20 protein-coding genes are annotated in these 20,227 nt (G+C 69.0%); 12 read left to right on the top strand and 8 right to left on the bottom strand.

Annotation, left to right across the window (positions count from 1 at the left end; all coding sequences use genetic code 11):
• The first annotated feature begins 40 nt into the window (after positions 1-40).
• Together KHC24_RS04835 and KHC24_RS04830 are read left to right on the top strand one after the other, a co-directional pair.
• Positions 41-1,273 (top strand): MFS transporter, encoded by a 1,233-nt coding sequence (locus KHC24_RS04835; RefSeq protein WP_213359848.1) that lies wholly within the window; start codon positions 41-43, stop codon positions 1,271-1,273.
• A gap of 83 nt (positions 1,274-1,356) precedes the next feature.
• A complete protein-coding gene (locus KHC24_RS04830; protein WP_213359844.1) occupies positions 1,357-2,280 on the top strand; it encodes a DMT family transporter in 924 nt (307 codons plus the stop codon).
• 40 nt (positions 2,281-2,320) lie between these two features.
• Here the strand turns inward: KHC24_RS04830 and KHC24_RS04825 are convergent, their stop codons facing one another.
• Both KHC24_RS04825 and KHC24_RS04820 read right to left on the bottom strand, forming a co-directional pair.
• The gene (locus tag KHC24_RS04825; protein ID WP_373878609.1) at positions 2,321-3,430 is read right to left on the bottom strand and encodes a TRAP transporter substrate-binding protein; all 1,110 of its coding nucleotides are present in this window, start codon (positions 3,428-3,430) and stop codon (positions 2,321-2,323) included.
• 77 nt (positions 3,431-3,507) lie between these two features.
• Entirely contained in the window at positions 3,508-4,629 is a 1,122-nt protein-coding gene (locus KHC24_RS04820) for a TRAP transporter substrate-binding protein (RefSeq protein WP_213359842.1), read from the bottom strand.
• A gap of 934 nt (positions 4,630-5,563) precedes the next feature.
• Between KHC24_RS04820 and KHC24_RS04815 the strand changes: the two genes are divergently transcribed.
• Entirely contained in the window at positions 5,564-5,800 is a 237-nt protein-coding gene (locus KHC24_RS04815; protein ID WP_213359840.1) for a hypothetical protein, read from the top strand.
• A gap of 186 nt (positions 5,801-5,986) precedes the next feature.
• On the opposite strand, the gene KHC24_RS04810 is transcribed toward KHC24_RS04815, so the two are convergent.
• A complete protein-coding gene (locus KHC24_RS04810; RefSeq protein WP_213359838.1) occupies positions 5,987-7,078 on the bottom strand; it encodes a TRAP transporter substrate-binding protein in 1,092 nt (363 codons plus the stop codon).
• A 250-nt stretch (positions 7,079-7,328) separates the two neighbouring features.
• Here KHC24_RS04810 and KHC24_RS04805 point away from each other — a divergent pair, with 250 nt between their 5' ends.
• Entirely contained in the window at positions 7,329-8,153 is an 825-nt protein-coding gene (locus tag KHC24_RS04805; protein ID WP_213359836.1) for an isocitrate lyase/PEP mutase family protein, read from the top strand.
• Between the two features lie 3 nt (positions 8,154-8,156).
• Here the strand turns inward: KHC24_RS04805 and KHC24_RS04800 are convergent, their stop codons facing one another.
• Complete coding sequence (locus tag KHC24_RS04800) at positions 8,157-9,368, bottom strand: Mrp/NBP35 family ATP-binding protein (protein WP_213359834.1); 1,212 nt, start codon at positions 9,366-9,368, stop codon at positions 8,157-8,159.
• Positions 9,369-9,741: 373 nt separating this feature from the next.
• Between KHC24_RS04800 and KHC24_RS04795 the strand changes: the two genes are divergently transcribed.
• The 4 genes from KHC24_RS04795 to KHC24_RS04780 all read left to right on the top strand — a co-directional run bounded on the left by KHC24_RS04795 (position 9,742) and on the right by KHC24_RS04780 (position 13,345).
• Entirely contained in the window at positions 9,742-10,650 is a 909-nt protein-coding gene (locus KHC24_RS04795) for a Hint domain-containing protein (protein ID WP_213359832.1), read from the top strand.
• A gap of 189 nt (positions 10,651-10,839) precedes the next feature.
• Positions 10,840-11,616, top strand: a complete 777-nt coding sequence (locus KHC24_RS04790) for an ABC transporter substrate-binding protein (RefSeq protein WP_213359829.1) — start codon at positions 10,840-10,842, stop codon at positions 11,614-11,616.
• A 257-nt stretch (positions 11,617-11,873) separates the two neighbouring features.
• Positions 11,874-12,593: an ABC transporter permease gene (locus KHC24_RS04785; RefSeq protein ID WP_213359822.1), complete on the top strand. Its 720-nt coding sequence runs from the start codon at positions 11,874-11,876 to the stop codon at positions 12,591-12,593.
• Entirely contained in the window at positions 12,590-13,345 is a 756-nt protein-coding gene (locus KHC24_RS04780; RefSeq protein ID WP_213359821.1) for an ABC transporter permease, read from the top strand. Before KHC24_RS04785 ends, KHC24_RS04780 begins: the two co-directional genes overlap by 4 nt.
• Before the next feature lie 6 nt (positions 13,346-13,351).
• Here the strand turns inward: KHC24_RS04780 and KHC24_RS04775 are convergent, their stop codons facing one another.
• The 4 genes from KHC24_RS04775 to KHC24_RS04760 all read right to left on the bottom strand — a co-directional run bounded on the left by KHC24_RS04775 (position 13,352) and on the right by KHC24_RS04760 (position 17,365).
• Positions 13,352-13,993, bottom strand: coding sequence for a uracil-DNA glycosylase family protein (locus KHC24_RS04775; RefSeq protein ID WP_213359817.1), 642 nt, complete (start codon positions 13,991-13,993; stop codon positions 13,352-13,354).
• Positions 13,994-14,024: 31 nt separating this feature from the next.
• Complete coding sequence (locus KHC24_RS04770; protein WP_246546139.1) at positions 14,025-14,609, bottom strand: thermonuclease family protein; 585 nt, start codon at positions 14,607-14,609, stop codon at positions 14,025-14,027.
• A 5-nt stretch (positions 14,610-14,614) separates the two neighbouring features.
• Positions 14,615-15,637: a nicotinate-nucleotide--dimethylbenzimidazole phosphoribosyltransferase gene (gene cobT, locus KHC24_RS04765; RefSeq protein WP_213359813.1), complete on the bottom strand. Its 1,023-nt coding sequence runs from the start codon at positions 15,635-15,637 to the stop codon at positions 14,615-14,617.
• 477 nt (positions 15,638-16,114) lie between these two features.
• Positions 16,115-17,365, bottom strand: coding sequence for a 3-phosphoshikimate 1-carboxyvinyltransferase (locus tag KHC24_RS04760; RefSeq protein ID WP_213359809.1), 1,251 nt, complete (start codon positions 17,363-17,365; stop codon positions 16,115-16,117).
• A 482-nt stretch (positions 17,366-17,847) separates the two neighbouring features.
• On the opposite strand from KHC24_RS04760, the gene bluB reads away from it, so the two are divergent.
• Genes bluB through KHC24_RS04740 form a run of 4 tightly spaced genes read left to right on the top strand, consistent with a single transcriptional unit; the run spans position 17,848 to position 20,224 of the window.
• Entirely contained in the window at positions 17,848-18,480 is a 633-nt protein-coding gene (gene bluB, locus KHC24_RS04755; RefSeq protein ID WP_246546138.1) for a 5,6-dimethylbenzimidazole synthase, read from the top strand.
• Positions 18,481-18,495: 15 nt separating this feature from the next.
• Positions 18,496-19,290, top strand: a complete 795-nt coding sequence (cobS, locus tag KHC24_RS04750) for an adenosylcobinamide-GDP ribazoletransferase (RefSeq protein ID WP_213359800.1) — start codon at positions 18,496-18,498, stop codon at positions 19,288-19,290.
• Entirely contained in the window at positions 19,287-19,499 is a 213-nt protein-coding gene (locus KHC24_RS04745; RefSeq protein ID WP_309299367.1) for a DUF1289 domain-containing protein, read from the top strand. Before cobS ends, KHC24_RS04745 begins: the two co-directional genes overlap by 4 nt.
• Complete coding sequence (locus KHC24_RS04740) at positions 19,496-20,224, top strand: retropepsin-like aspartic protease family protein (protein WP_213359796.1); 729 nt, start codon at positions 19,496-19,498, stop codon at positions 20,222-20,224. Before KHC24_RS04745 ends, KHC24_RS04740 begins: the two co-directional genes overlap by 4 nt.
• The last annotated feature ends 3 nt before the right edge of the window (positions 20,225-20,227 follow it).

Raw genomic sequence — 20,227 nt, 5'->3', positions numbered from 1 at the left:
AGCAGCCGGGAATCACCTCATTGCATCGCGCGAGTCACCCATGCAGCTGCCGCTGTTGGCCTTGGCCATGGCCTCCTTCGGGATCGGCACCACCGAGTTCGTCATCATGGGGCTGCTGCCCGAGGTGGCGGCCGATCTCGGCGTGACCATCCCGGCCGCCGGCCTCCTCGTCACCGGCTATGCGCTGGGCGTCGTCATCGGCGCGCCGATCGTCGCCATCATCACCAATTCGCTGCCGCGCAAGGCGACGCTGATCGGCCTCGCCAGCATGTTCGTGGTCGGCAATTTCCTCTGCGCCGTCGCGCCGGATTACTGGATGCTGATGGCGGCGCGCGTGGTCACCGCCTTCTGCCACGGCGCCTTTTTCGGCATCGGCGCGGTGGTCGCCGCCAGCCTGGTGCCGCCGAACCAGCGCGCCAGCGCCATCGCGCTGATGTTCGCCGGGCTGACGCTGGCCAATGTGCTCGGCGTGCCGCTCGGTACCGCGCTCGGCCAGTTCGCCGGCTGGCGCTCCACCTTCTGGGCGGTGGTGATCATCGGCCTGCTGGCGGTCGCGGCGATTGCCGTCTGGGTGCCCTCCGCCATCCCGCACACCAGCGGCAACATCCTCCGCGAATTCCGGGTGTTGAAGCGCCCGCAGGTGCTGCTCGCCATGAGCATGAGCGTGCTGGCCTCGGCGAGCCTGTTCACCGTCTTCACCTATATCGCGCCGCTGCTGCGCGAGGTCACCGGCCTCACCCCGCACGCCGTCACCATCGTGCTGCTGCTGTTCGGCGTCGGCATCACCATCGGCAACATCCTCGGCGGCAAGCTCGCCGACTGGAAGCTGATGCCCTCGCTGATGGGCATCTTCGTCGGCCTCGCCGTGGTGCTGGTGGCGATGGTGTTCACCAGCGCCCATGAGCTGCCGGCGGTGGTCAACGTGTTCATCTGGGGCGTGCTGGTGTTCGCCGTGGTGGCGCCGATCCAGGTGCGGGTGGTGGATGCCGCCATCGGCGCGCCCAACCTCGCCTCGACGCTGAACCAGGGCGCCTTCAACCTCGGCAATGCCGCCGGCGCCTGGATCGGCGGCGCGGCGCTGACGCTCGGCATCGACTACGCGTCGCTGCCCTGGGTCGGGGCGGCGCTGGCGCTCGGCGCGCTCGGCCTGTGCGTGTATTCGCGCGATCTCGAACGGCGCGGCGAGCCGGTTTCCCATATGGGTGCCGTTCCGGCGAGCGCCGGCCACGGCGCGGCCGCCATGCCCGAATCCGTCGCTTGCGAGGAGCGCTGAGCAACCGATTGTTGCGAAGTTCCCGCTAGGTTGCCCTCTTCTCCGCCCGCCTTTCCGCCGCTCTCGCTCCCCCGCCCGTTCCCATGCACGATCACAAACCCAACCGCCGCGGCATCCTGCTGATGATCGGCGGCTCCGCCTTCTTCGCCGGCAACGACGCCTTCTCCAAGCTGGTGCTGACCGGCCACGGCCTGCCGCCGTCGCAGATGATGGCGGTGCGCGGGCTCATCGCCGCGCTGATCCTGATCACGCTGATGGCGTGGCGTGGCGAGCTGCGCCAGCTGCGCCACGTGGTGGACGGGCGCACCATGCTGCGCTCCTGGTCGGAAGCCACCGGCACCTACATCTTCATGACCGCCCTCGCGGTGATGTCGATCGCCGATGCCGCGGCCGTGGTGCAGATCACGCCGCTGCTCACCGTGGCGGCGGCGGTGATGCTACTCGGCTCGCCCTTCGGCTGGCAGCGCTGGCTGGCGCTGGCGATCGGCATGCTCGGCGTCGGGCTGATCATCAAGCCGGGTGCGTCGAGCTTCGATCCCGTCGCCATCCTGCCGGTGATCACCGCGCTCCTGATGACCCTGCGCGACTTCATCACCGGGCGGATCGGCCGGCATGTGCCCAGCCTCGTCATCACCTTCGGCACCGCGCTGTGCGGCATGGCGCTCGGCTTTGCCGGCGCCTTCTTCGAGGAGTGGAAGCCGCTCGACCTTCCGACGCTGCTGCTGATCCTCGGCGGCAGCTTCACGCTGATCCTCGGCAACGCGCTGACCATCGCCGCTTTCCGCGGCACCGATCCGGCGGTGATCGCGCCGTTCCGCTACACGGCGGTGGTCTGCGCGGTGTTCCTCAGCGCCATCCTGTTCGGCATGGTGCCGGACCTGGTCTCGGTGGCCGGCATGGCGCTGATCGTCGCCGCCGGCATCTACACGGTGCGCGACAATGATCGCCCGCGCCTCGATCCGCCGCGTCGGGCCGGCGCCGCCGAAGTGGAAAGCGGCGCCGCCTGACCAGGGGACGCCGCTCGCCGCTTCCGATGATGGACCATGCTCACCCGCGCTGGCGGGCGCGGATCATGTAGCCGTCATAGGGATATTCGCCGACCTGCCACCACAGGTAGCCTTCATTGCGGAAGGCGAGCATCGAGCCGTAGATCTCCTTGAACGCCTCGTTCTTGGCGGAGATCTCGGCCATCAGCTCGGTGTTGATCTTGTAGGCGGCGTCCATCACCTCGATGGGGAAGGCGCGCAGCTGCGCGCCCTGCGCCACCAGCCGGCGCAGCGCCGCCGGGTTGCCGGCGTCGTATTTCGCCAGCATGTCGGCATTGGCATAGGCGCTGGCCGCCTTGAACACCGCCTGGTAGCTCGCGGGCAGCTTCTGCCACGCCTTGTCGTTGGCGATGAAATGGATGGTCGGGCCGCCTTCCCACCAGCCGGGATAATAGTAATAGGGCGCCACCCGCACGAAGCCGAGCTTCTCGTCGTCATAGGGGCCGACGAACTCGGCGGCGTCGATGGTGCCCTTCTCCAGCGCCGGGTAGATGTCGCCGGAGGCGATGTTCTGCGGCACCAGACCGAGCTTGGCCATCACCTGGCCGGCAAGACCCGGCAGCCGCATCTTCAGGCCGCGAATATCGTCGAGCGACTTGATCTCCTTACGGAACCAGCCGCCCATCTGCGCGCCGGTATTGCCGCCGACGAAGCCGACCACGCCATATTTGGCGAGGAACTTGTCCTGCAGCTCGAGCCCGCCGCCATGATACATCCAGGCGGTCTGCATGCGGGCGTTCAGCCCGAACGGCATGGTGGTGAACGGCGCGAAGGACGGGTCCTTGCCGATGTAATAATACAGCGCCGTCTGGGCCAGCTCGACGGTGCCGTTCTGCACCGCGTCGAAGGCCTGCAGGCCGGGCACGATCTCGCCGGGGGCGAAGACGTCGATCTGGAAGGCGCCGTCGGTGGCCTCCTTCACATATTTCGCCAGCAGTTCGCTGGCGCCGAACAGCGTCGGCAGCGCCTTGGAATAGCTGGTGGTCAGGCGCCAGCGCACGCGCGGCGCGGTCTGGGCGAGAGCGGGGGCGGCGAGCACCGGAGCCCCCAGCGTGGCGGCAGCGGTCGCGGTGGCGATGCCGGCCCCCTTCAGCAGGGCGCGGCGCTCGATCGGGCGGGTCATGGCAGTTTCCTCGGTTCTTGGCCGTGCCGTCCCGAAAGCCCTCGGGGCCGCGGGACGGCGCCGCATCAGCCGCGCGAGCGGGCGCGGATCATGTAGCTGTCATAGGGATATTCGCCGACCTGCCACCACAGATATTCGTCGTTGCGGAAGGCGATCAGCGACTCCAGCACCTTCTTGAAGCTGGCATTCTTCGCCGATATCTCGGCATAGAGTTCGTTGGTCGCCTTGTAGGAGGCGTCGAGGAACTCGGGCGGGAACGGGCGCAGCTGCGCGCCCTGCGCCACCAGCCGGCGCAGCGCCGCCGGATTGAAGGCGTCGTATTTCGCCAGCATGTCGGCATTGGCGTAGGCGGTCGCCGCCTCGAAGATCGCCTGGTAGGCCTTGGGCAGCTCGTCCCACTTCGCCTTGTTGACCACGACATTCATGGTCGGCCCGCCATCCCACCAGCCGGGATAGTAATAGAACGGCGCCACCTTCACGAAGCCGAGCTTCTCGTCGTCATAAGGGCCGACCCATTCGCAGGCGTCGATGGTGCCCTTCTCCAGCGAGGGATAGATATCGGCCGGGGCGATCTGCTGCGGCACCACACCGAGCTTGGCCACCACCTGCCCGGCAATGCCGCCGATGCGAAACTTCAGCCCCTTGAAGTCCTCCAGCGTCTTCACTTCCTTGCGGAACCAGCCCCCCATCTGGGTGCCGGTATTGCCGCCGAGGAAGCCGACGAGGTTGTATTTCGCCAGGAACTCGTTCTGCAGCTGGCGCCCGCCGCCATGGTAGAACCAGGCGTTCTGCTGGCGGGCATTGAGCCCGAACGGCATGGTGGTGAAGCAGGCGAAGGTGGCGTCCTTGCCGGTGTAGTAATAGAGCGGCGTCTGCGCCGCCTCGACGGTGCCGTTCTGCACCGCGTCCAGCGCCTGCAGCCCGGGCACGATCTCGCCGGCGGCGAAGGGCTGGATGGTGAAGCGGCCGTCGGTGGCCTCGCTGACATATTTCGCCACCAGCTCATTGGCACCGAAGATGGCGTCGAGCACCTTCGGCACGCTGGCGGTCAGCCGCCAGCGCACGGTCGGGGTGGTCTGGGCGATGGCGGGAGTGGCAAGCGTGGGAGTGGCAAGCGTGGCGGCGGCGAGGCCGGCAGGCGCCAGCGCGCCAAGGCCGGCAGCGGTGAGCAGATCGCGGCGTTTCATCGAGAGGCCTTTCCTTCATCCCGCCTTGCCCGTCGTGACCGGCGCGGGACATTGAGCGGAATGTCTTTGCTACAGCCATCCGCCGAGAGCAATCGCCGATGTGACGCTTCGACGAATTGCACCGCGCCATCCGGGAGGCGGCCGCCGCGCTCCCGGTCGAACGAAGTGCGAACTCCCTTTTGAAAACAGAGCGGCCTTTTTCTCTGAAAATGGCGCTCCCGCGCGGCATCGAACCCGGCCGGCGACCGCGGCGGCGCGGCGATGCGCGGAGGCGGCGCGGCCGGAATTTCGCGACCGGTCCGGTCATCCGGGCGGCACCGGCCGGAAGCCCCCGCCGCTGGCCTCGCGCGCCACCGGCGGTTCCTGCCAAAGGCGGGCCGGACGGTGCTGAAGCACCGGCCACCGGCAGCGCGGGCGGCACGTCCGCCGATGCAGGCCCGGTCCCGCCGCGACCAGCCACGCTGTGCGGTTCCCCCGGCAGAGCCTCGCCGGATGCTGGTCGACGGCAGACCGTGGGTGTCGCCATTCGGAACTGACCGCGTGCCACGATGTTACCGCCCGATACCGCCGCCGAGATACCGGCCGCGATGCTGACGCCTCCCCTCGCCGCGCCGCTGGCTCCGGCTCCGGCAAGGATGCTCCCCTCATCAATTCGCCGGCGCACCGTTCCGGCGCCTTGTCCCCCACGAGGATGTGACGGCGTTGAAAGGAAACGGATGTCCATTGGTGCCCCTAGCGACACGATGACGGTGCCATGCCCGGCCTCACCGACCCTCGAGCCCGACGAGCTTCCGCCCGTTGCGGACATCGCCGCTCTCCTCGATCGGCAGCATGCCCATGCGCCCGCCAGATCCGCCCATCTCGTCGATCGCGGCAAATTGCGGCGATGCGGCAATCCGGGGACGATGAAGCGGTGTATAGGATGACGACGTCGATGGCCGCCGGACAGGAGAACGCCGTGGCCCGCATTCTCGCCACGCTGCTCGCCACCCTCGCGCTCGGCTTAGGCGCGCATGCCCTGCGCGCCGCGATGCACGGCCGGCACGCGTCAACCGGAACCCCGTTCCAGCAATGCATGGCGCGGGCGAAGAAGACCTATGGACCCCGCACGCTGCCGGAGGTGATCAAGAACCAGTTCACCGTGGAGTGCGAGGCGACCGTCGGGCGGTAAGGTCCGGCCCTTCTTCGCGGAGCCCGACAAACCCGGCAGGTCACGCTCCAACAAGAAAATGCCCGGACAATGCCCGGGCATTTCGCTTGCTGGATGAGCCGGCGTGGGACCAGGCCCGGCGTCACTCGCGGAACGACACGTCCGGGACCGGGCCCGGACCTGTCGCGACGGGCGCGCCGCGGTCGATCAGCCGCGCGGGCGGGTGCGGATCTGGAAGCTGTCGAAGGTGTATTCAGCTACCTGCCACCACAGATATTCCTCGTTGCGGAACGCCTGCATGGCATCGATCGCCTTCTTGAAGTCGGCGTTCTTGGCGGAGATTTCGCCCCACAATTCGTTGGTGGCCTTGAGCGAGGCTTCCATCACTTCCATCGGATAGGGCCGCAGCTGGGTGCCGTTCGCCACCAGCCGCTTGATCGCCGGCGGGTTCTGCACGTCATAGCGGGCGTTCATGATGGTGTTGGCATAGGTGCAGGCCGCGGTCAGCGCCGCCTGGTAGGTCTTGGGCAGTTCGTTGTACTTGGCGAGATTGGCGAAGGCGTGGATGGTCGGGCCACCTTCCCACCAGCCGGGATAATAGTAGAACTTGGCCACCTTGTAGAAGCCGAGCTTCTCGTCGTCATAGGGGCCGATCCACTCGGCGCCGTCGATGGTGCCCTTCTCCAGCGCCGGATAGATATCGCCGCCGGCGATCTGCTGCGGCACCACGCCGAGCTTGGCCATCACCTGCCCGGCAATGCCGCCGATGCGCATCTTGAGGCCGTTCATGTCGGCAACCGACTTGATCTCCTTGGCGAACCAGCCGCCCATCTGGGCGCCGGTATTGCCGCAAGGAAGACCGTAGACGTTGTACTTCTTGTAGAATTCGTTGAAGAGCTCGTTGCCGCCGTTCTGGAACAGCCAGGCGTTCTGCATGCGGGCGTTAAGCCCGAACGGCACCGAGGCGGCAACGGCGAAGGTCGGATCTTTGCCGACGAAATAATACGAGACGGTGTGGCACATCTCGACGGTGTTGTTCTGTACCGCGTCAAGCACCTGCAGGCCGGGCACCAGCTCGCCGGCGGCGAATACCTGGATCTGGAACTTGCCGTCGGTCAGCTCGGAAACCATCTTCGACATCACTTCCGCGCCGCCATAGATGGTGTCGAGCGACTTCGGGAAGCTGGATGCCAGGCGCCACTTCACTTCGGGCGCCGACTGGGCGATGGCGGGGGCGGCAAGGGCAGCGGTTGCCGCGACGCCGGAACCGGCGGCGGCCAAAAACTGACGGCGCTTCATACAGTGTCTCCTACTGGGGCTTCCTCACGGCGCGGTAGGCGCATTTGCGCGGCTCCGCACTCGAATTGCTTATTTTCACTACTGGTACGCCACGGCTTGCCCCAGCGCAACGGCGTCGCGCTTTCGCCTTTTGTCGAGGGTGAGCCCGCGCATCGCCTGCTTTCATGGGAAAAGACCGGCAACCATATGTTCTTGATATGTTCCTTTGCAGGGGCTAGGGTGCCTTTCGTCCTTGCTCCGGAGAACCCCGATGCCCGGCAAAGCCGCGCGATTCCGTGCCCTGCATGAAGGTGCGGGTGCGTTCATCCTGCCCAATCCGTGGGATGCCGGCACGGCGCGCATCCTCGCGGCGCTGGGCTTTCCGGCGCTCGCCACCACCAGCGCCGGCATGGATTTCTCGCACGGCGTGATGGAAGGCCGGACCTCGCGGGAGGGCCTTCTGGCCCATTGTGCCGGCATCGTCGCGGCAACCGAGCTTCCGGTGTCCGCCGATCTCGAGAACGGTCTGGGCGACAGCCCGGAGAGCGCGGCGGAAACGATCCGCGCCGCCGCCGCCATCGGCCTGGCTGGCGGGTCGCTCGAGGATCACACCGGCCGGCGCGACGCCCCGATCTATGAGTTCACGCTGGCCGTGGAGCGCATCGCCGCCGCCGTCGAGGCCAGGCGCGCGCTGGCGGAGGATTTCGTGCTGACCGCGCGAGCCGAGAACTTCCTCTGGGCGCGACCGGATCTCGACGACACCATCGCCCGCCTGCAGGCCTTCGAGGCCGCCGGCGCCGACGTGCTCTACGCGCCCGGCCTGCCGGACATCGCGGCGGTGCGGACGGTCTGCGCGGCGGTGTCCAAGCCGGTCAATGTCGTCATCGGCATCGGTGCGACCCGCTTCACCTTGGCCGAGCTGGCGGAAGCCGGCGTGAAGCGGGTCAGCATCGGCTCCACCCTCGCCCGGCTCGCCTATGGCAGCTTCGCGCGGGCGGCCCGTGAGATGCAGGCCACCGGCCGCTTCGATTTCGCGGCCGATGCCATGGGCTTTGCCGAACTGGAGAGCTTCTTCACCCCGCCGCCGGCCGACTGAGCCTCAGCTCTCGATCACGATGCGCGGCGCCGGGCGGGCAGTGGCGCGGCCGCCGGCCAGCGTCGCCCGCACCGCGGCGGCGATGTCGCGATAGATCTGCGCTTCCGGGCTCTCCGGCTGGGTCGCCACGATCGGGCGGCCGGCGTCGGAGGTCTCGCGAATCGCCATCTGCAGCGGCACCTCGCCGAGGAACGGCACGCCGAGCCGCTGCGCCTCGTGCCGCGCCCCGCCATGGCCGAAAATATCCGAGCGGGTGCCGCAATGCGGGCACAGGAAGTAGCTCATGTTCTCGACCACGCCGAGCACCGGCACGTTCACCTTCTGGAACATGGCGATGCCGCGCCGCGCGTCGATCAGGGCGAGGTCCTGCGGGGTGGAGACGATCACCGCGCCGGCCAGCGGCACCTGCTGCGCCATGGTCAGCTGCGCGTCGCCGGTGCCGGGCGGCATGTCGACGACGAGAATGTCGAGCGGCGCCCAGGCCACTTCCTTCAGCATCTGGCTGATGGCGGACATCACCATCGGCCCGCGCCAGATCATCGGCGTCTCTTCCTCGACCAGGAAGCCGATCGACATCACCTTCAGGCCCCAGGACGACATCGGCTGCAACATGCGGCCCTCGACATCCGGCTTGCCCTTCAGCCCCATCAGCCGCGGCACCGAGGGGCCGTAAATGTCGGCGTCGAGCAGGCCGACCTTCAGCCCCAGCGCCGACAGCCCCAGCGCCAGATTGGCGGCGAGCGTCGATTTGCCCACCCCGCCCTTGCCGGAGGCCACCGCGATGATGGCGCCCACGCCCGGCAGGCCGCGACCTTCCTTCTGCGGATCGGCCGGCGGCTGCGGCGCATGGGTATGGCCGGCATGCGCGTGCCCGGCATGCGAATGGTCGGCATGCGAATGCCCCGCCTGCCCCGAGACGCGCACCGGCGTCGTCGACGAACCGCCGGTCGGCGCGGGGGCCGCGCCGGCCTTGCGTTCGGCGGTCAGCGCCACCAGCGCCGAGGTCACGCCGGGCGTCGCCCGCACGGTGCGCTCCACCGCCGCGCGCACCGGCTCCCAGGCCTGCGCCTCGCGCGCGTCCACGGTGATCGAGAGATACACCTTGCCGTCGGAGACGAGGATGTCCGAAAGCACCCCCGACTCGGTTATCGGGCGCCCGTCCGGCGCGGAAACCTGCGCCAGCCGTGCCTTGACCTCGTCCGCGCTCACCGCCATGTCGCAACTCCCGACCAGATGCTGGAACAACTCGAAACGGTGAGACACCACGGCGCCGCCAGCGTCAACCCGTCGGGAATTATAGGGTGATCGCGAGGGCTTATGGCCCGCTTCATCGGCGACAGCCGCGACGCATGGCGGCGGGCGAGCCTCGGCCGGCGCGCCGGTCGAAACCGGGGCATGCGACGCAACGGTCCCGGCGGAGCCGCTCAAGTCCCGCGGATCAATTCCTCTTCGCTATCGACAACAACACCATACAGTGAACCTTATCGGTCATTTCAAATTGCCATTTGTTCCGAACTTGGCAATATTGATCACATCCATCCCAATCAATCGTATGAATTTCGAAGTAAACCGGCTATGGGGGCAGAAAATGGTCGATTTCACAACCGCTTATCTTTACTTGGTCACGCCCGGTGGGACCAATCAGTATACTATTACCTCGCAGGTTGCGGACGCCGCCGCCACGGGCGACGCCACTGACGATACGATCTCCGTGGGGGAGGATGTACCCTTCACCTTCAGCGACCCCGCGACCGCCGCAGAATATGACGGGGCCTACGAATATGTAGGCGAGGAACAGAGCCTTGGAGGCTATGTCGCGCTGGGGCCGGACGGGAATTATTACGTCTTCTCGAATCAGGAATATCTTCCCAACCAGAACTTCAACGTTCAACCGGTGTCGGTCGTTGTGTGCTTCCTGGCCGGCACGATGATCGCCACCCCCTCGGGCGAGGCGGCCATCGAGACGCTGAAGTCCGGCGACCTCGTGCTCACCGCCGACGGCTCCGCCCGGCCGGTGCGGTGGCTGGCACGGCAGATGATCTCCACCGTCTTCGCCGATCCGCTGAAGGTGATGCCGATCCTGGTCCGCGCCGGCGCGCTCGGCGACAACCTGCCGGTGCGCGACCTCTTCGTCTCGTCCGATCATGCACTGGAGATCGACGGCATGCTGGTCCAGGCCGGGGCATTGGTGAATGGCACGACCATCATCCGCCACAGCGACATGCCGAAGACCTTCGCCTATTTCCACATCGAGCTGGAAGACCACGCGCTGATCCTTGCCGAAGGCGTGCCGGCGGAGACCTATGTCGATAATGTCGCGCGTCGCCGCTTCGACAACTATGCCGAATATGTCGCGCTTTATGGCGACGCCGGGCCGGCGATCCCCGAGATTGACCTGCCGCGCGTGAAGTCCGCACGCCAATTGGCACCCGCCACCCGCGCCCGCCTCGCCGCCCGCGCGGAGTCCCTCGGCCTCGCCGCTTCCGTCGCAGCCTGAGCCACCTACAGCCGCCAAGGGGGATGGCGCCACCCGCCATCCCCTTTTTTATGCCCGCTTTACGGTCAATCTCGACTATTGACCAACAATGCATCAGCCCCGTTGCGCAAGCCCCCGGAAAAATGCCAGCATCGGCCGGGCCGGAACAAAAAAATACCGGCCCAGGGCAATCTTCCAAAGGGGAACAGAATGAGCCTCGTCACCCGTTTCGCGGCGGCCGCCATCATGGTCGTGGCCGCCGTCGGCGGCGCCTCCGCCAAGGAATGGAAAACCGTCCGCATCGGCACCGAGGGTGCCTATCCGCCCTTCAACTATGTCGAGAACAACGAGCTAAAGGGCTTCGATATCGACATCGCCAAGGCGCTGTGCGCGAAGATGAAGGTGGAATGCACCTTCGTCGCCCAGGACTGGGACGGCATCATCCCGGCGCTGCTCGCCGGCAAATACGACGCCATCGCCGCCTCGATGTCGATCACCGAAGAGCGCCAGAAGCAGATCGACTTCTCGAAGAAGTACTACAAGACCCCCGCCACCTTCGCGGTGCGCAAGGATTCCAAGATCACCGAGACCTCGCCGGCGGCGCTCAAGGGCAAGGTGCTCGGCGCCCAGGGATCGACCATCCACTCCAACTATCTCGAGGACGTCTACGCCAAGGCCGGCGCCGAGGTGAAGCTGTACGGCAAGCAGGACGAGGCCAATCTCGACCTCGCCAATGGCCGCCTCGACGCCATCCTCGCCGATAAGGTGGTGCTGCTGGAATGGCTGAATTCCAAGGATGGCGCCTGCTGCAAGTTCACCGGCGCCGAATACACCGATGCGAAGTATTTCGGCGAGGGCGTCGGCGTCGGCATCCGCAAGGATGACGCGGATCTGGTGGCGATGTTCAACAAGGCGATCGACGAGATCCTCGCCGACGGCACCTATAAGGCCATCAACGACAAGTATTTCCCCTTCAGCGTCTACTGACCGCACCGCCTACTGACCACAACGTCTACTGACCACCGGCGGGCGCCGTTCCGGGCCGAGGCTCCCCGGCATGGCGCCCGCCATTCGCCGCCCGTCCGGGCATGGTCGGCCGAGGTTGAACCACCTGCGCGGCCGTACCATGTTCCCGTCTGCCGAATCTGGCGCGCGTCCCGGACAGGTGCCGTCGCCTGGCGAGGCAGCGGCCGGGCAGCGGCCAGGCGACCCCACCGGCCCGCTAGCGGAGCGCTGATCCCGGGATGGAATTCCTGACCCTGCTTTCCTTCGGTCCCGGCGGCTGGGGCGACGAGATCGCCCGCGGCGCGCTGCTCACCGTCGAGCTGGCGCTGTCCACCCTGCCCTTCGGCCTCGCGCTCGGGCTGCTCGTCGCCCTCGGCAAGGATGCGCCCTCGCCGATCGCGCGGGCGGCGGCCAACCTGTTCACCACCGTGTTCCGCGGCCTGCCGGAGCTGCTGACGCTGTTCATCGTCTATTATGGCGGGCAGATGCTGCTCACCCGCCTCGCCGGCTATGTCTCGCCCGGCGCCACGGTGGAGGTGAACCAGTTCCTCGCCGGGGTGCTGGCGCTCGGCCTGGTGCTCGCCGCCTTCTCCTCGGAGGTGTTCTATGCGGCGCTGAAGGCGGTGCCGCGCGGGCAGAAGGAAGCCGCCTTCGCCCTCGGCCTGCCGAAATGGCAGGCGTTCCGTTTCGTGGTGTTCCCGCAGCTGTGGCGCGTCGCGCTGCCCGGCCTGTCCAACAACTGGATGGTGCTGATGAAGGATACCTCGCTGGTCTCGGTGATCGCCATCAACGACCTGATGCGGCAGACCGCGATCGCGGTCGGCGTCACCAAGCAGCCGTTCTTCTTCTATCTGGTGGCCTGCCTCATCTATCTCGCCTTCTCCATCCTCTCCAGTCTGGTGCTGACCCGCGCCGAAGCCCGCGCCAGCCGCGGCCTCAAGCGGGCGGGAGCGAAATGATGCTGGATGCGCTGCTCACGCCGATCGGCCAGGGTTTTCTGGCGCTGATGGGCTTCGTCGGCCTCAATGCCGATCTGATGGACCGCTACGGCCTGCGCTTCCTGCAGGGCGTGGGGGTGACGCTCGAACTGGTCGGGCTGTCGATGCTGTTCGGCGCGCTGCTGGCGCTGCCGCTCGCCATCGCCCGCGTCAGCGGCGGCAAGATCACCTCCCGCCTCGCCTTCGGCTATTCGTATTTCTTCCGCGGCACGCCGCTGCTGGCCCAGACCTTCCTGGTCTATTACGGCGCCGGCCAGTTTCGCGAGTTCTTCACCGATATCGGCCTGTGGTGGTTCTTCCGCGACGCCTTCAATTGCGCGGTGTTCACCTTCACCCTCAACACCGCCGCCTATCAGGCCGAGATCCTGCGCGGCGGCATTGAAAGCCTGCCGGTCGGCCAGAGCGAGGGCGGCAAGTCGCTCGGCCTGTCGCCCTACCAGGTCTACCGCACCGTCATCCTGCCACAGGCCTACGCCATCGGGCTACGGCCGCTCGGCAACGAGGTGGTGCTGATGATCAAGTCGAGCGCCATCGCCTCGGTGGTGACGGTCTACGACCTGATGGGCGTCACCCGCCTCGCCTTCTCGCGCTCCTACGACATGGAGGTCTATCTGTGGGCGGCGGTGCTGTACCTGCTGATGGTCGAGATCGTGCGCCGGGTGTGGGACGTGCTGGAGCGCCGGCTCAACCGCCACGTCGCCCTGTCGCACTGAGGCGCCTCACCGCACCAGAAGCGCCACCTCGGCGCGCAGCACCGGAACCAGCTCGGCCTCGAACCACGGGTGGCGCTTCAACCAGCCGGTGTTGCGCCAGGAGGGGTGCGGCAGCGGCAGCAGGCGCGGCCCCTCCCGCGCCTCCCAGATCTCCCGCCAGCGCGACACCCGCTCGGTGAGGCTCAGCGCCGCGAAGGACGCCAGCCCCAGCCGCTTCAGGTGATAGGCCTGCGAAGCGCTGCCCACCGCCACCACGAGATCGAAGGGCGGCCGCGCCGCAAACAGCTTGTCGTGCCAAAGCGCCGCGCATTCCCGGCGCGGCGGCAGGTCGCCACCCTTGGCGTCCTGGCCGGGGAAGCAGAAGCCCATGGCGGCGATGGCGATGCGGGCTTCGTCATAAAAGGTGGCGCGGTCGATGCCGAGCCACTGGCGCAGCCGGTCGCCGGAGGCGTCGTCGAAGGAGCGGCCAGAGGCATGCACCTTGGTGCCCGGCGCCTGCCCGGCCACCAGCAGCCGCGCGGTGGCGCTCACATGCAGCACCGGGCGCGGCGCGTGCGGCAGCGGCTTTCCCAGCGGGTGCTCAACGCACACCCGGCAGGCGCGGATCTCGGCAAGCAGCGTGTCGAGGGAGGAAGGCGAGGCGTCCATGCGCCTTACATGGCCCCTGCCCGGCATGGTGTCACCGCTGCCGGGCGCGAAAATCCGCCGGCATCTCGAACGGGCCGGACCAGATGCCGCGTCCGGCGGCCCGCGCCGCCGCCTCCTCGCTGCGATAGGCGGAGGAGGTCGCCACCGCCCAGCCCTCGCCGACCATCCGCGCCCCGAGATCGCGCCCGCCCGCCTCGCAGATCGAGACCGCGCGGCCATAGCGGTCATCGTCGACCGGCCGGCAGGTCACGCCACCCTTGCCGGCGGCCGCCACCGCCTGCTGCATCGCCGCCCTCGCCCGCTCGCCGCAGGGCCAGGGCGCAGCCGGCGCGCCGCAGCTCTGGTGCAGCTCCGGCGCGTCGATGCCCTCCAGCCGCACCCGGGTGCCGCCGAGTTCGAAGCTGTCGCCGTCCGCCACCCGCACCGCGCCGTCGAGCGGCGGCACGAAGCGCTCGGCGATCAGAGCGAGCGCGATCATCGCCAGCGCGATGAGCACCGCCACCCAGGTCGAGCGGCGCCAGCGCCGGGGCGGCACCCGTCCGCCGCCGGGCAGGCGCCGTGAAAATCCGCCGGTCGGGCGAAGCGGGGCGCGCCAGCGGCCGCCGGGGGAACGCATCCGGCTCAGGCGTCCGCGACGCCGGCTTCCGCGAAGGTCGCCATGCCGGCATGGCAGGCGATGGCCGCCTTGATCACGCCGATGGACAACGCCGCGCCGGAGCCCTCGCCGAGCCGCATGCCGAGATCGAGCAGCGGCTTCAGGCCGAGCCGCTCCAGCACCCGTCCATGCGCGGGCTCGGCCGAGACGTGGCCGGCGAAGCAATGGTCGAGCGCCCTGGGGTCGAGCGCGTGCAGCACCGCGGCGGCGGCGGTCACCACATAGCCGTCGAGCACCACCGGCACACGCTGCATGCGCGCGGCGAGGATGGCGCCGGCCATGGCGGCGAGCTCGCGCCCGCCGAGTCGGCGCAGCACTTCCAAGGGGTCGTCGAGATGGCCGGCGCAGCGCGCCACCGCCTGCTCCACCGCGGCGATCTTGGCGGCCAGCACCGTGCCGGTGGCGCCGGTGCCGGGGCCGACCCACTCGGCGGCGGTGCCGCCATAGAGGCCGTGATAGATCGCGGCCGCCACCGTGGTGTTGCCGATGCCCATCTCGCCGAGGCACAGCAGGTCCGGCTCGCCGGCGAGTGCCTCCATGCCGAACGCCATGGTGGCGGCGCATTCGGCCTCGGTCAGCGCGTCCTCCTCGACGATGTCGCGGGTCGGGATGTCGAGGGCGAGATCGAACACCCGCAGCCCGGCGCCGAACACGCCGCAGATCTGGTTCACCGCCGCCTTGCCGTCGGTGAAGGTGGCGACCATCTGCTTGGTCACCTCGGCGGGATAGGGCGAGACGCCGCGCTTGGCGACGCCATGGGTGCCGGCGAACACCGCCACGGTCGGGCGGTCGATGCGCGGAATCTCGCGGCCCTGCCAGCCGGCGATCTGAACCGCGATCTCCTCCAGCCGTCCAAGCGCGCCGGGCGGCTTGACGAGTTGCCCCTGCCGCGCCCGCGCCGCCGCTTCCGCCTCGGCATTCGCCGCCGGCAGGTCGAGGAACAGGTTGCGGATGTCGTCGAAGGGAAGCCCGGTGGCGGTGCGCTGCATGGAGGTCTCGCTGGCGGTCGTGGGGCTGGCGGGCGGGGCTGGCGGTGGTGGCAGACGAACGTGAAGCGGGTCGAGCCGCGACGGCTCATGCGAGGCGCGGGGTAGCCCCTCGCCGGGCGGGTGGCAACCGATAAATCCGGCGAGGCCGGGCCCGAACCGGCACGAACCTCGCCGGCGCCCCCGAAAAGCCGCCCCCTCGCGTCCTCGCCCGACGGAGGAGAAGCCGCCTGTCTCCCACATCCCCGTCCAGCAAATTCGCAACCGCCCCTCTCGCGTCCCGGACCAGCGGAGGCGAAGCCGAAGGCGCCTCCATCCTTCGAGGCCCGGCCGTCGGCCGGGCTTCTCGGAACGACGCCGCTCCGAGAGGCGCGGGATGCACGGCGACGATCCCGATCGCCCATCCCCTCGAAGGGCCGTTTCCCGCTTCCATTCGGCCTCCGACGACGCCCGACGCCCCGGCCCGGCCGGCCGGCGTTCTCACCCGCCCGCCTGCACCCCCACGCCCAGGCCGGCGATGTCGCGCCAGTAATCGGGATAGGTCTTGGCGACGCAGCCGGGATCGAGAATGGTCACGCCGGGCACGCGCAGGCCCGCCAGCGCCATGCTCATGGCGATGCGGTGATCGGAATAGGTCTCGATGCGGGCCGGGCCGAACCGCTCCGGCGCGGCGGGCGTCACCACCAGGTCGTCGCCCTCCTCCACCGCCAGCCCCGGCGACAGGCGCGAGAGCTCCGTAGCCATGGCGGCGACGCGGTCGCATTCCTTCACCCGGAGATTGGCGATGCCGGTGAAGCGCACCGGCGTCGCGTTGAAGGCGGCCAGCACGGCGAGCGTCGGCACGGCGTCCTGCATCTGCGAGCCGTCGATCACCGGCGGCAGGTGGGGAAACCGGCGGATCACCGCATAGGCGGCGGCGTCGGGCTGGGTGAAGGCCTCCGGCGCGGTGCCGATGTCGATGGCGCCGCCGGTCAGCACCTCGGCCGCCCACAGATAGGTCGCCGCCGAGGCGTCCGGCTCGACATGCAGGTCGGTGGCCCGATAGGCGCCGGGCTGCACCACCCAGGTCGCGAGGTCCCGCTGCTCCACCTGCGCGCCGAAGCGGCGCATGGCGGCGCAGGTGAGGTCGATATAGCCGCGCGCGCCGATGGCATCGCCCTTGAGCGCCACCTCCACCGGCCGGCGCCCGCCCGGCGCCAGCATCAGCAGCGCCGAGACATATTGGCTGGAAAGGCCGGCATCGATGGTCACCCGCTCGCCGTCGAAGCCGTCGGTGCCGTGGATGGTGACGGGCGGGCAGCCGGTCGGCGCCTCCGCCGCCACCCCGAGGCTGCGCAGCGCGGCGACCAGCGGCCCTATCGGCCGCTTCTGCATATGGGCGTCGCCGGTCACCACCACGGTGCCCTCCACCAGTGCGGCGGCGGCGGTGAGGAACCGCGTCGCGGTGCCGGCATTGCCGAGGAACAGCGGCGCGGCGGGAGCCTGGAGCCGGCCGGTGCCGGTGACGACGAAGGAGGTGGCGTCGGGCTCCTCGACGACGACGCCCATCGCCCGGAGCGCCTCGACCATGCGCCGTGTGTCGTCGCTCTTCAGCGCCCCGGTCAGCCGGCTCGTCCCCCGCGCCAGCGCGGCGAGCAGCAGCGCCCGGTTGGTGATGGATTTGGAACCCGGCGGAGCCACGCGCCCCTCGATCGGGCGGGCGGGGGGAACGATGGTGACGAAGTCCGTCATCTCGGAACGATCCACTGAAGTGTGAGGCGGAGGCCGGTTGCTGGCGGTCATAAGAAGCTCGGGCGGTCTTGGCAATCCAGCGCCGGTCCTGCGGCCGAGCGGAATGCGGCATATGGAGAGCGAGGCCGCTCGGCGCCACGGCCCGCTCCGTCCGTTTGGTATCGTTGGGAAAGCGAATCCGCGCAGAACTCCCGCCCTTGATGGTTCTGAAGCTCATACGCGGGAGCCGGTGCGAGAGCATCGCCCCTCCTCGTCCTCTCCACTCGCCCAACAGCTCCCTTTCGACGGCGCCGGCCCGTAGCCTCCCTGCTCACGCGGTCCGGGGGACGAACGCCGATCCTCACCCCGGCCGCCAAGCCGCGTCGGCATCGCGCGATCCGCGGACAGGCGCCGGAGGAAAACGGTACGGGGCTTTTCTTCCGCCGCCGGCTCGCGCACATCTTGATCGGCCGGCGATCCGGCATGCCACCGCCGGGAGTCCGATGCCGAGTTTTTCCCCCGCCTTCGTCGATGAGCTCGACCGCCTGTTCCTCTGGCGGCGGGACGTCCGGCATTTCGAGGCGCGGCCGTTGCCGGAGGGCGTGCTCGACCTCCTGCTCCGCCAGGCCTGCCAGGCGCCGAGCGTCGGCCTCAGCCAGCCCTGGCGCTTCGTGCGCGTCGCCTCGCCGGGACGGCGGGCGGATATCCGCGCCATCTTCACGGGCTGCAATGCCGCGGCGCTGGCGGCCCAGCCGGAGGCACGCGCCGGCCTCTATGCCCGGCTGAAGCTCGCCGGGCTCGACGACGCGCCCGAGCAGGTCGCCGTCTTCGTCGATACCCAAACCCAGACCGGCCACGGCCTCGGCCGCGCCACCATGCCGGAGACGCTCGGCTATTCCGCCGTGCTGGCGGTGCACACGCTGTGGCTGGCGGCGGCGGCGCGGGGCCTCGGCCTCGGCTGGGTGTCGATCCTTGATGCCCCGGCGGTGGCGGCGGCGCTCGACGTGCCGCAGCACTGGCGGCTCACCGCCTATCTGTGCATAGGCTATCCGCGCGCGCCCTCCGATATCCCGGAGCTGGAGCGCGCCGGCTGGGAGCACCGCCTGCCGCCCGGCGACGTCCTGCTGGAGCGCTGAGCGAACCCCGATCCCATGGCCTTCCGACCGACCATATTCCTATACCTTCCGGCAGCGCTGCGCTTCCTCACCCGGCTGCCGGTGCCGCGCTTCGCCTGGGAGCCGGAGGACGGCCCGCCCGATCTCGACCGGCTCGGCCCGGCCTTCCCGCTCGCCGGCGCCATGGTCGGCGTGATCGGCGTCATCGTACACCTCACTGCCCTCACCCTCCTGCCCTCCTTCCTCGCCGCGACGCTGGCGGTCGGCGCGCTCGTGCTCGCCACCGGGGCGCTGCACGAGGACGGATTCGCCGACACCGCCGACGGCCTCGGCGGCATGGATCGCGCCCGCCGGCTCGCCATCATGCGCGACAGCCGGCTCGGCACTTTCGGCGCGGTGGCGCTGCTGCTGGCGACGCTGCTGCGCATCGGCGCGCTGGAAGGTCTGGCCGGCCTTTCCTGGGCCGGCGCCGGCGGTGCCCTGGTGGCCGCCTCGGCCCTCGCCCGGCTGGCGGCTCTGGGGCTGATCGGCGCTCTGCCCTCCGCGCGGCCGGACGGCCTCGCCGGTCGCGCCGGCCGCCCCGCGGTCGCCACACTGTGGAAGGCGGGGATCGCCACGCTGGCGATCTGCGTCGTTTCCGTTATGATGACAATGGGTTGGATGGGGTTTCTCGCGGGTCTTCTCATCGCTGCATTGGCGTGGATTGGCGTTGTCCGCCTTGCGTCGGCCAAATTTGGCGGGCAAACGGGGGACGTCGCCGGTGCGGCGGCATTGACTGTCGAGATTGCGTTCCTTCTGGGGGCGCTTATCTTCGCGCGGTCGATCGGATGAACCGCCCGATTCCTATGTCCAACCTTGTTTCTACCCCCTGTGTCGGAGTGTGCGCACTCGATGCCGCTGGTCGCCATTGCGTCGGCTGCGGGCGCACGCTCGAGGAGATCGGCGCCTGGCCCAGCCTCGACGAAACCGCGCGTCGCGCGATCATGAACCGCCTCGCCCGCCAGAGCCGACGCGAGACCCGCCGCGAGTCCGGGCGATGAATGCCGACCGCTTCATGTGGGTGGTGGTGTTCGGCCTTGCCGCCGGCATCGGCCTGATCGTGTGGAACGCCGAAGCCGGCGGCATCGCCGGCCTCACCACCAACCAGCTCACCCGCCTCGTCGCCCTGTCCGCGGTGGCGCTGATGGTCGGCGCCGGCGCGGTGGCGGCCTTTGCCGGCCGCCTCGGCGACGCGCTGCGCGCCGCCGCCCTGTGGCTGGCCATCTTCGCCGTGCTGGGGGTCGGCTACACCTATCGCTTTGAAATCCATGGCGTCGCCTATCGCGTGCTCGCCGAACTCGCTCCTGGCTATGCGGTGCCGATCGGCCACGATACCGGCCCGGCGATCGAGGTTGCCCGCGCCCGCGACGGTGATTTCAACATCCGCGTCGAGATCAACGGCAACCGCATCCCGATGCTGGTGGACACCGGCGCTTCCAGCGTGGTGCTGACTCCGGAAGACGCGGTGGCCGCCGGCCTGCCGATGGAACTGCTGCGCTACGACATTCCCATAGATACCGCCAATGGCCGCGGCCGCGCCGCCGCGGTTGTGCTGGACCGGGTGTCGATCGCCGGCAGCATCGAGGAGCGGCAGGTGCCGGCACTGATCGCCAGCCCCGGTACGCTCAAGCACAGCCTGCTCGGCATGACCTTCCTCTCGCGTCTCGACAGCTTCGAGATCCGCGGCGAGAAACTGGTGATGCGCGCCAAGGCCCTGGATCGCTGAGGG

It is taken from the genome of Ancylobacter defluvii (assembly GCF_018390605.1).
GTDB lineage: Bacteria > Pseudomonadota > Alphaproteobacteria > Rhizobiales > Xanthobacteraceae > Ancylobacter > Ancylobacter defluvii.
The sequence above is the reverse complement of the archived record's forward strand: the minus strand, read 5'-3'. Positions and strand labels throughout refer to the sequence as shown.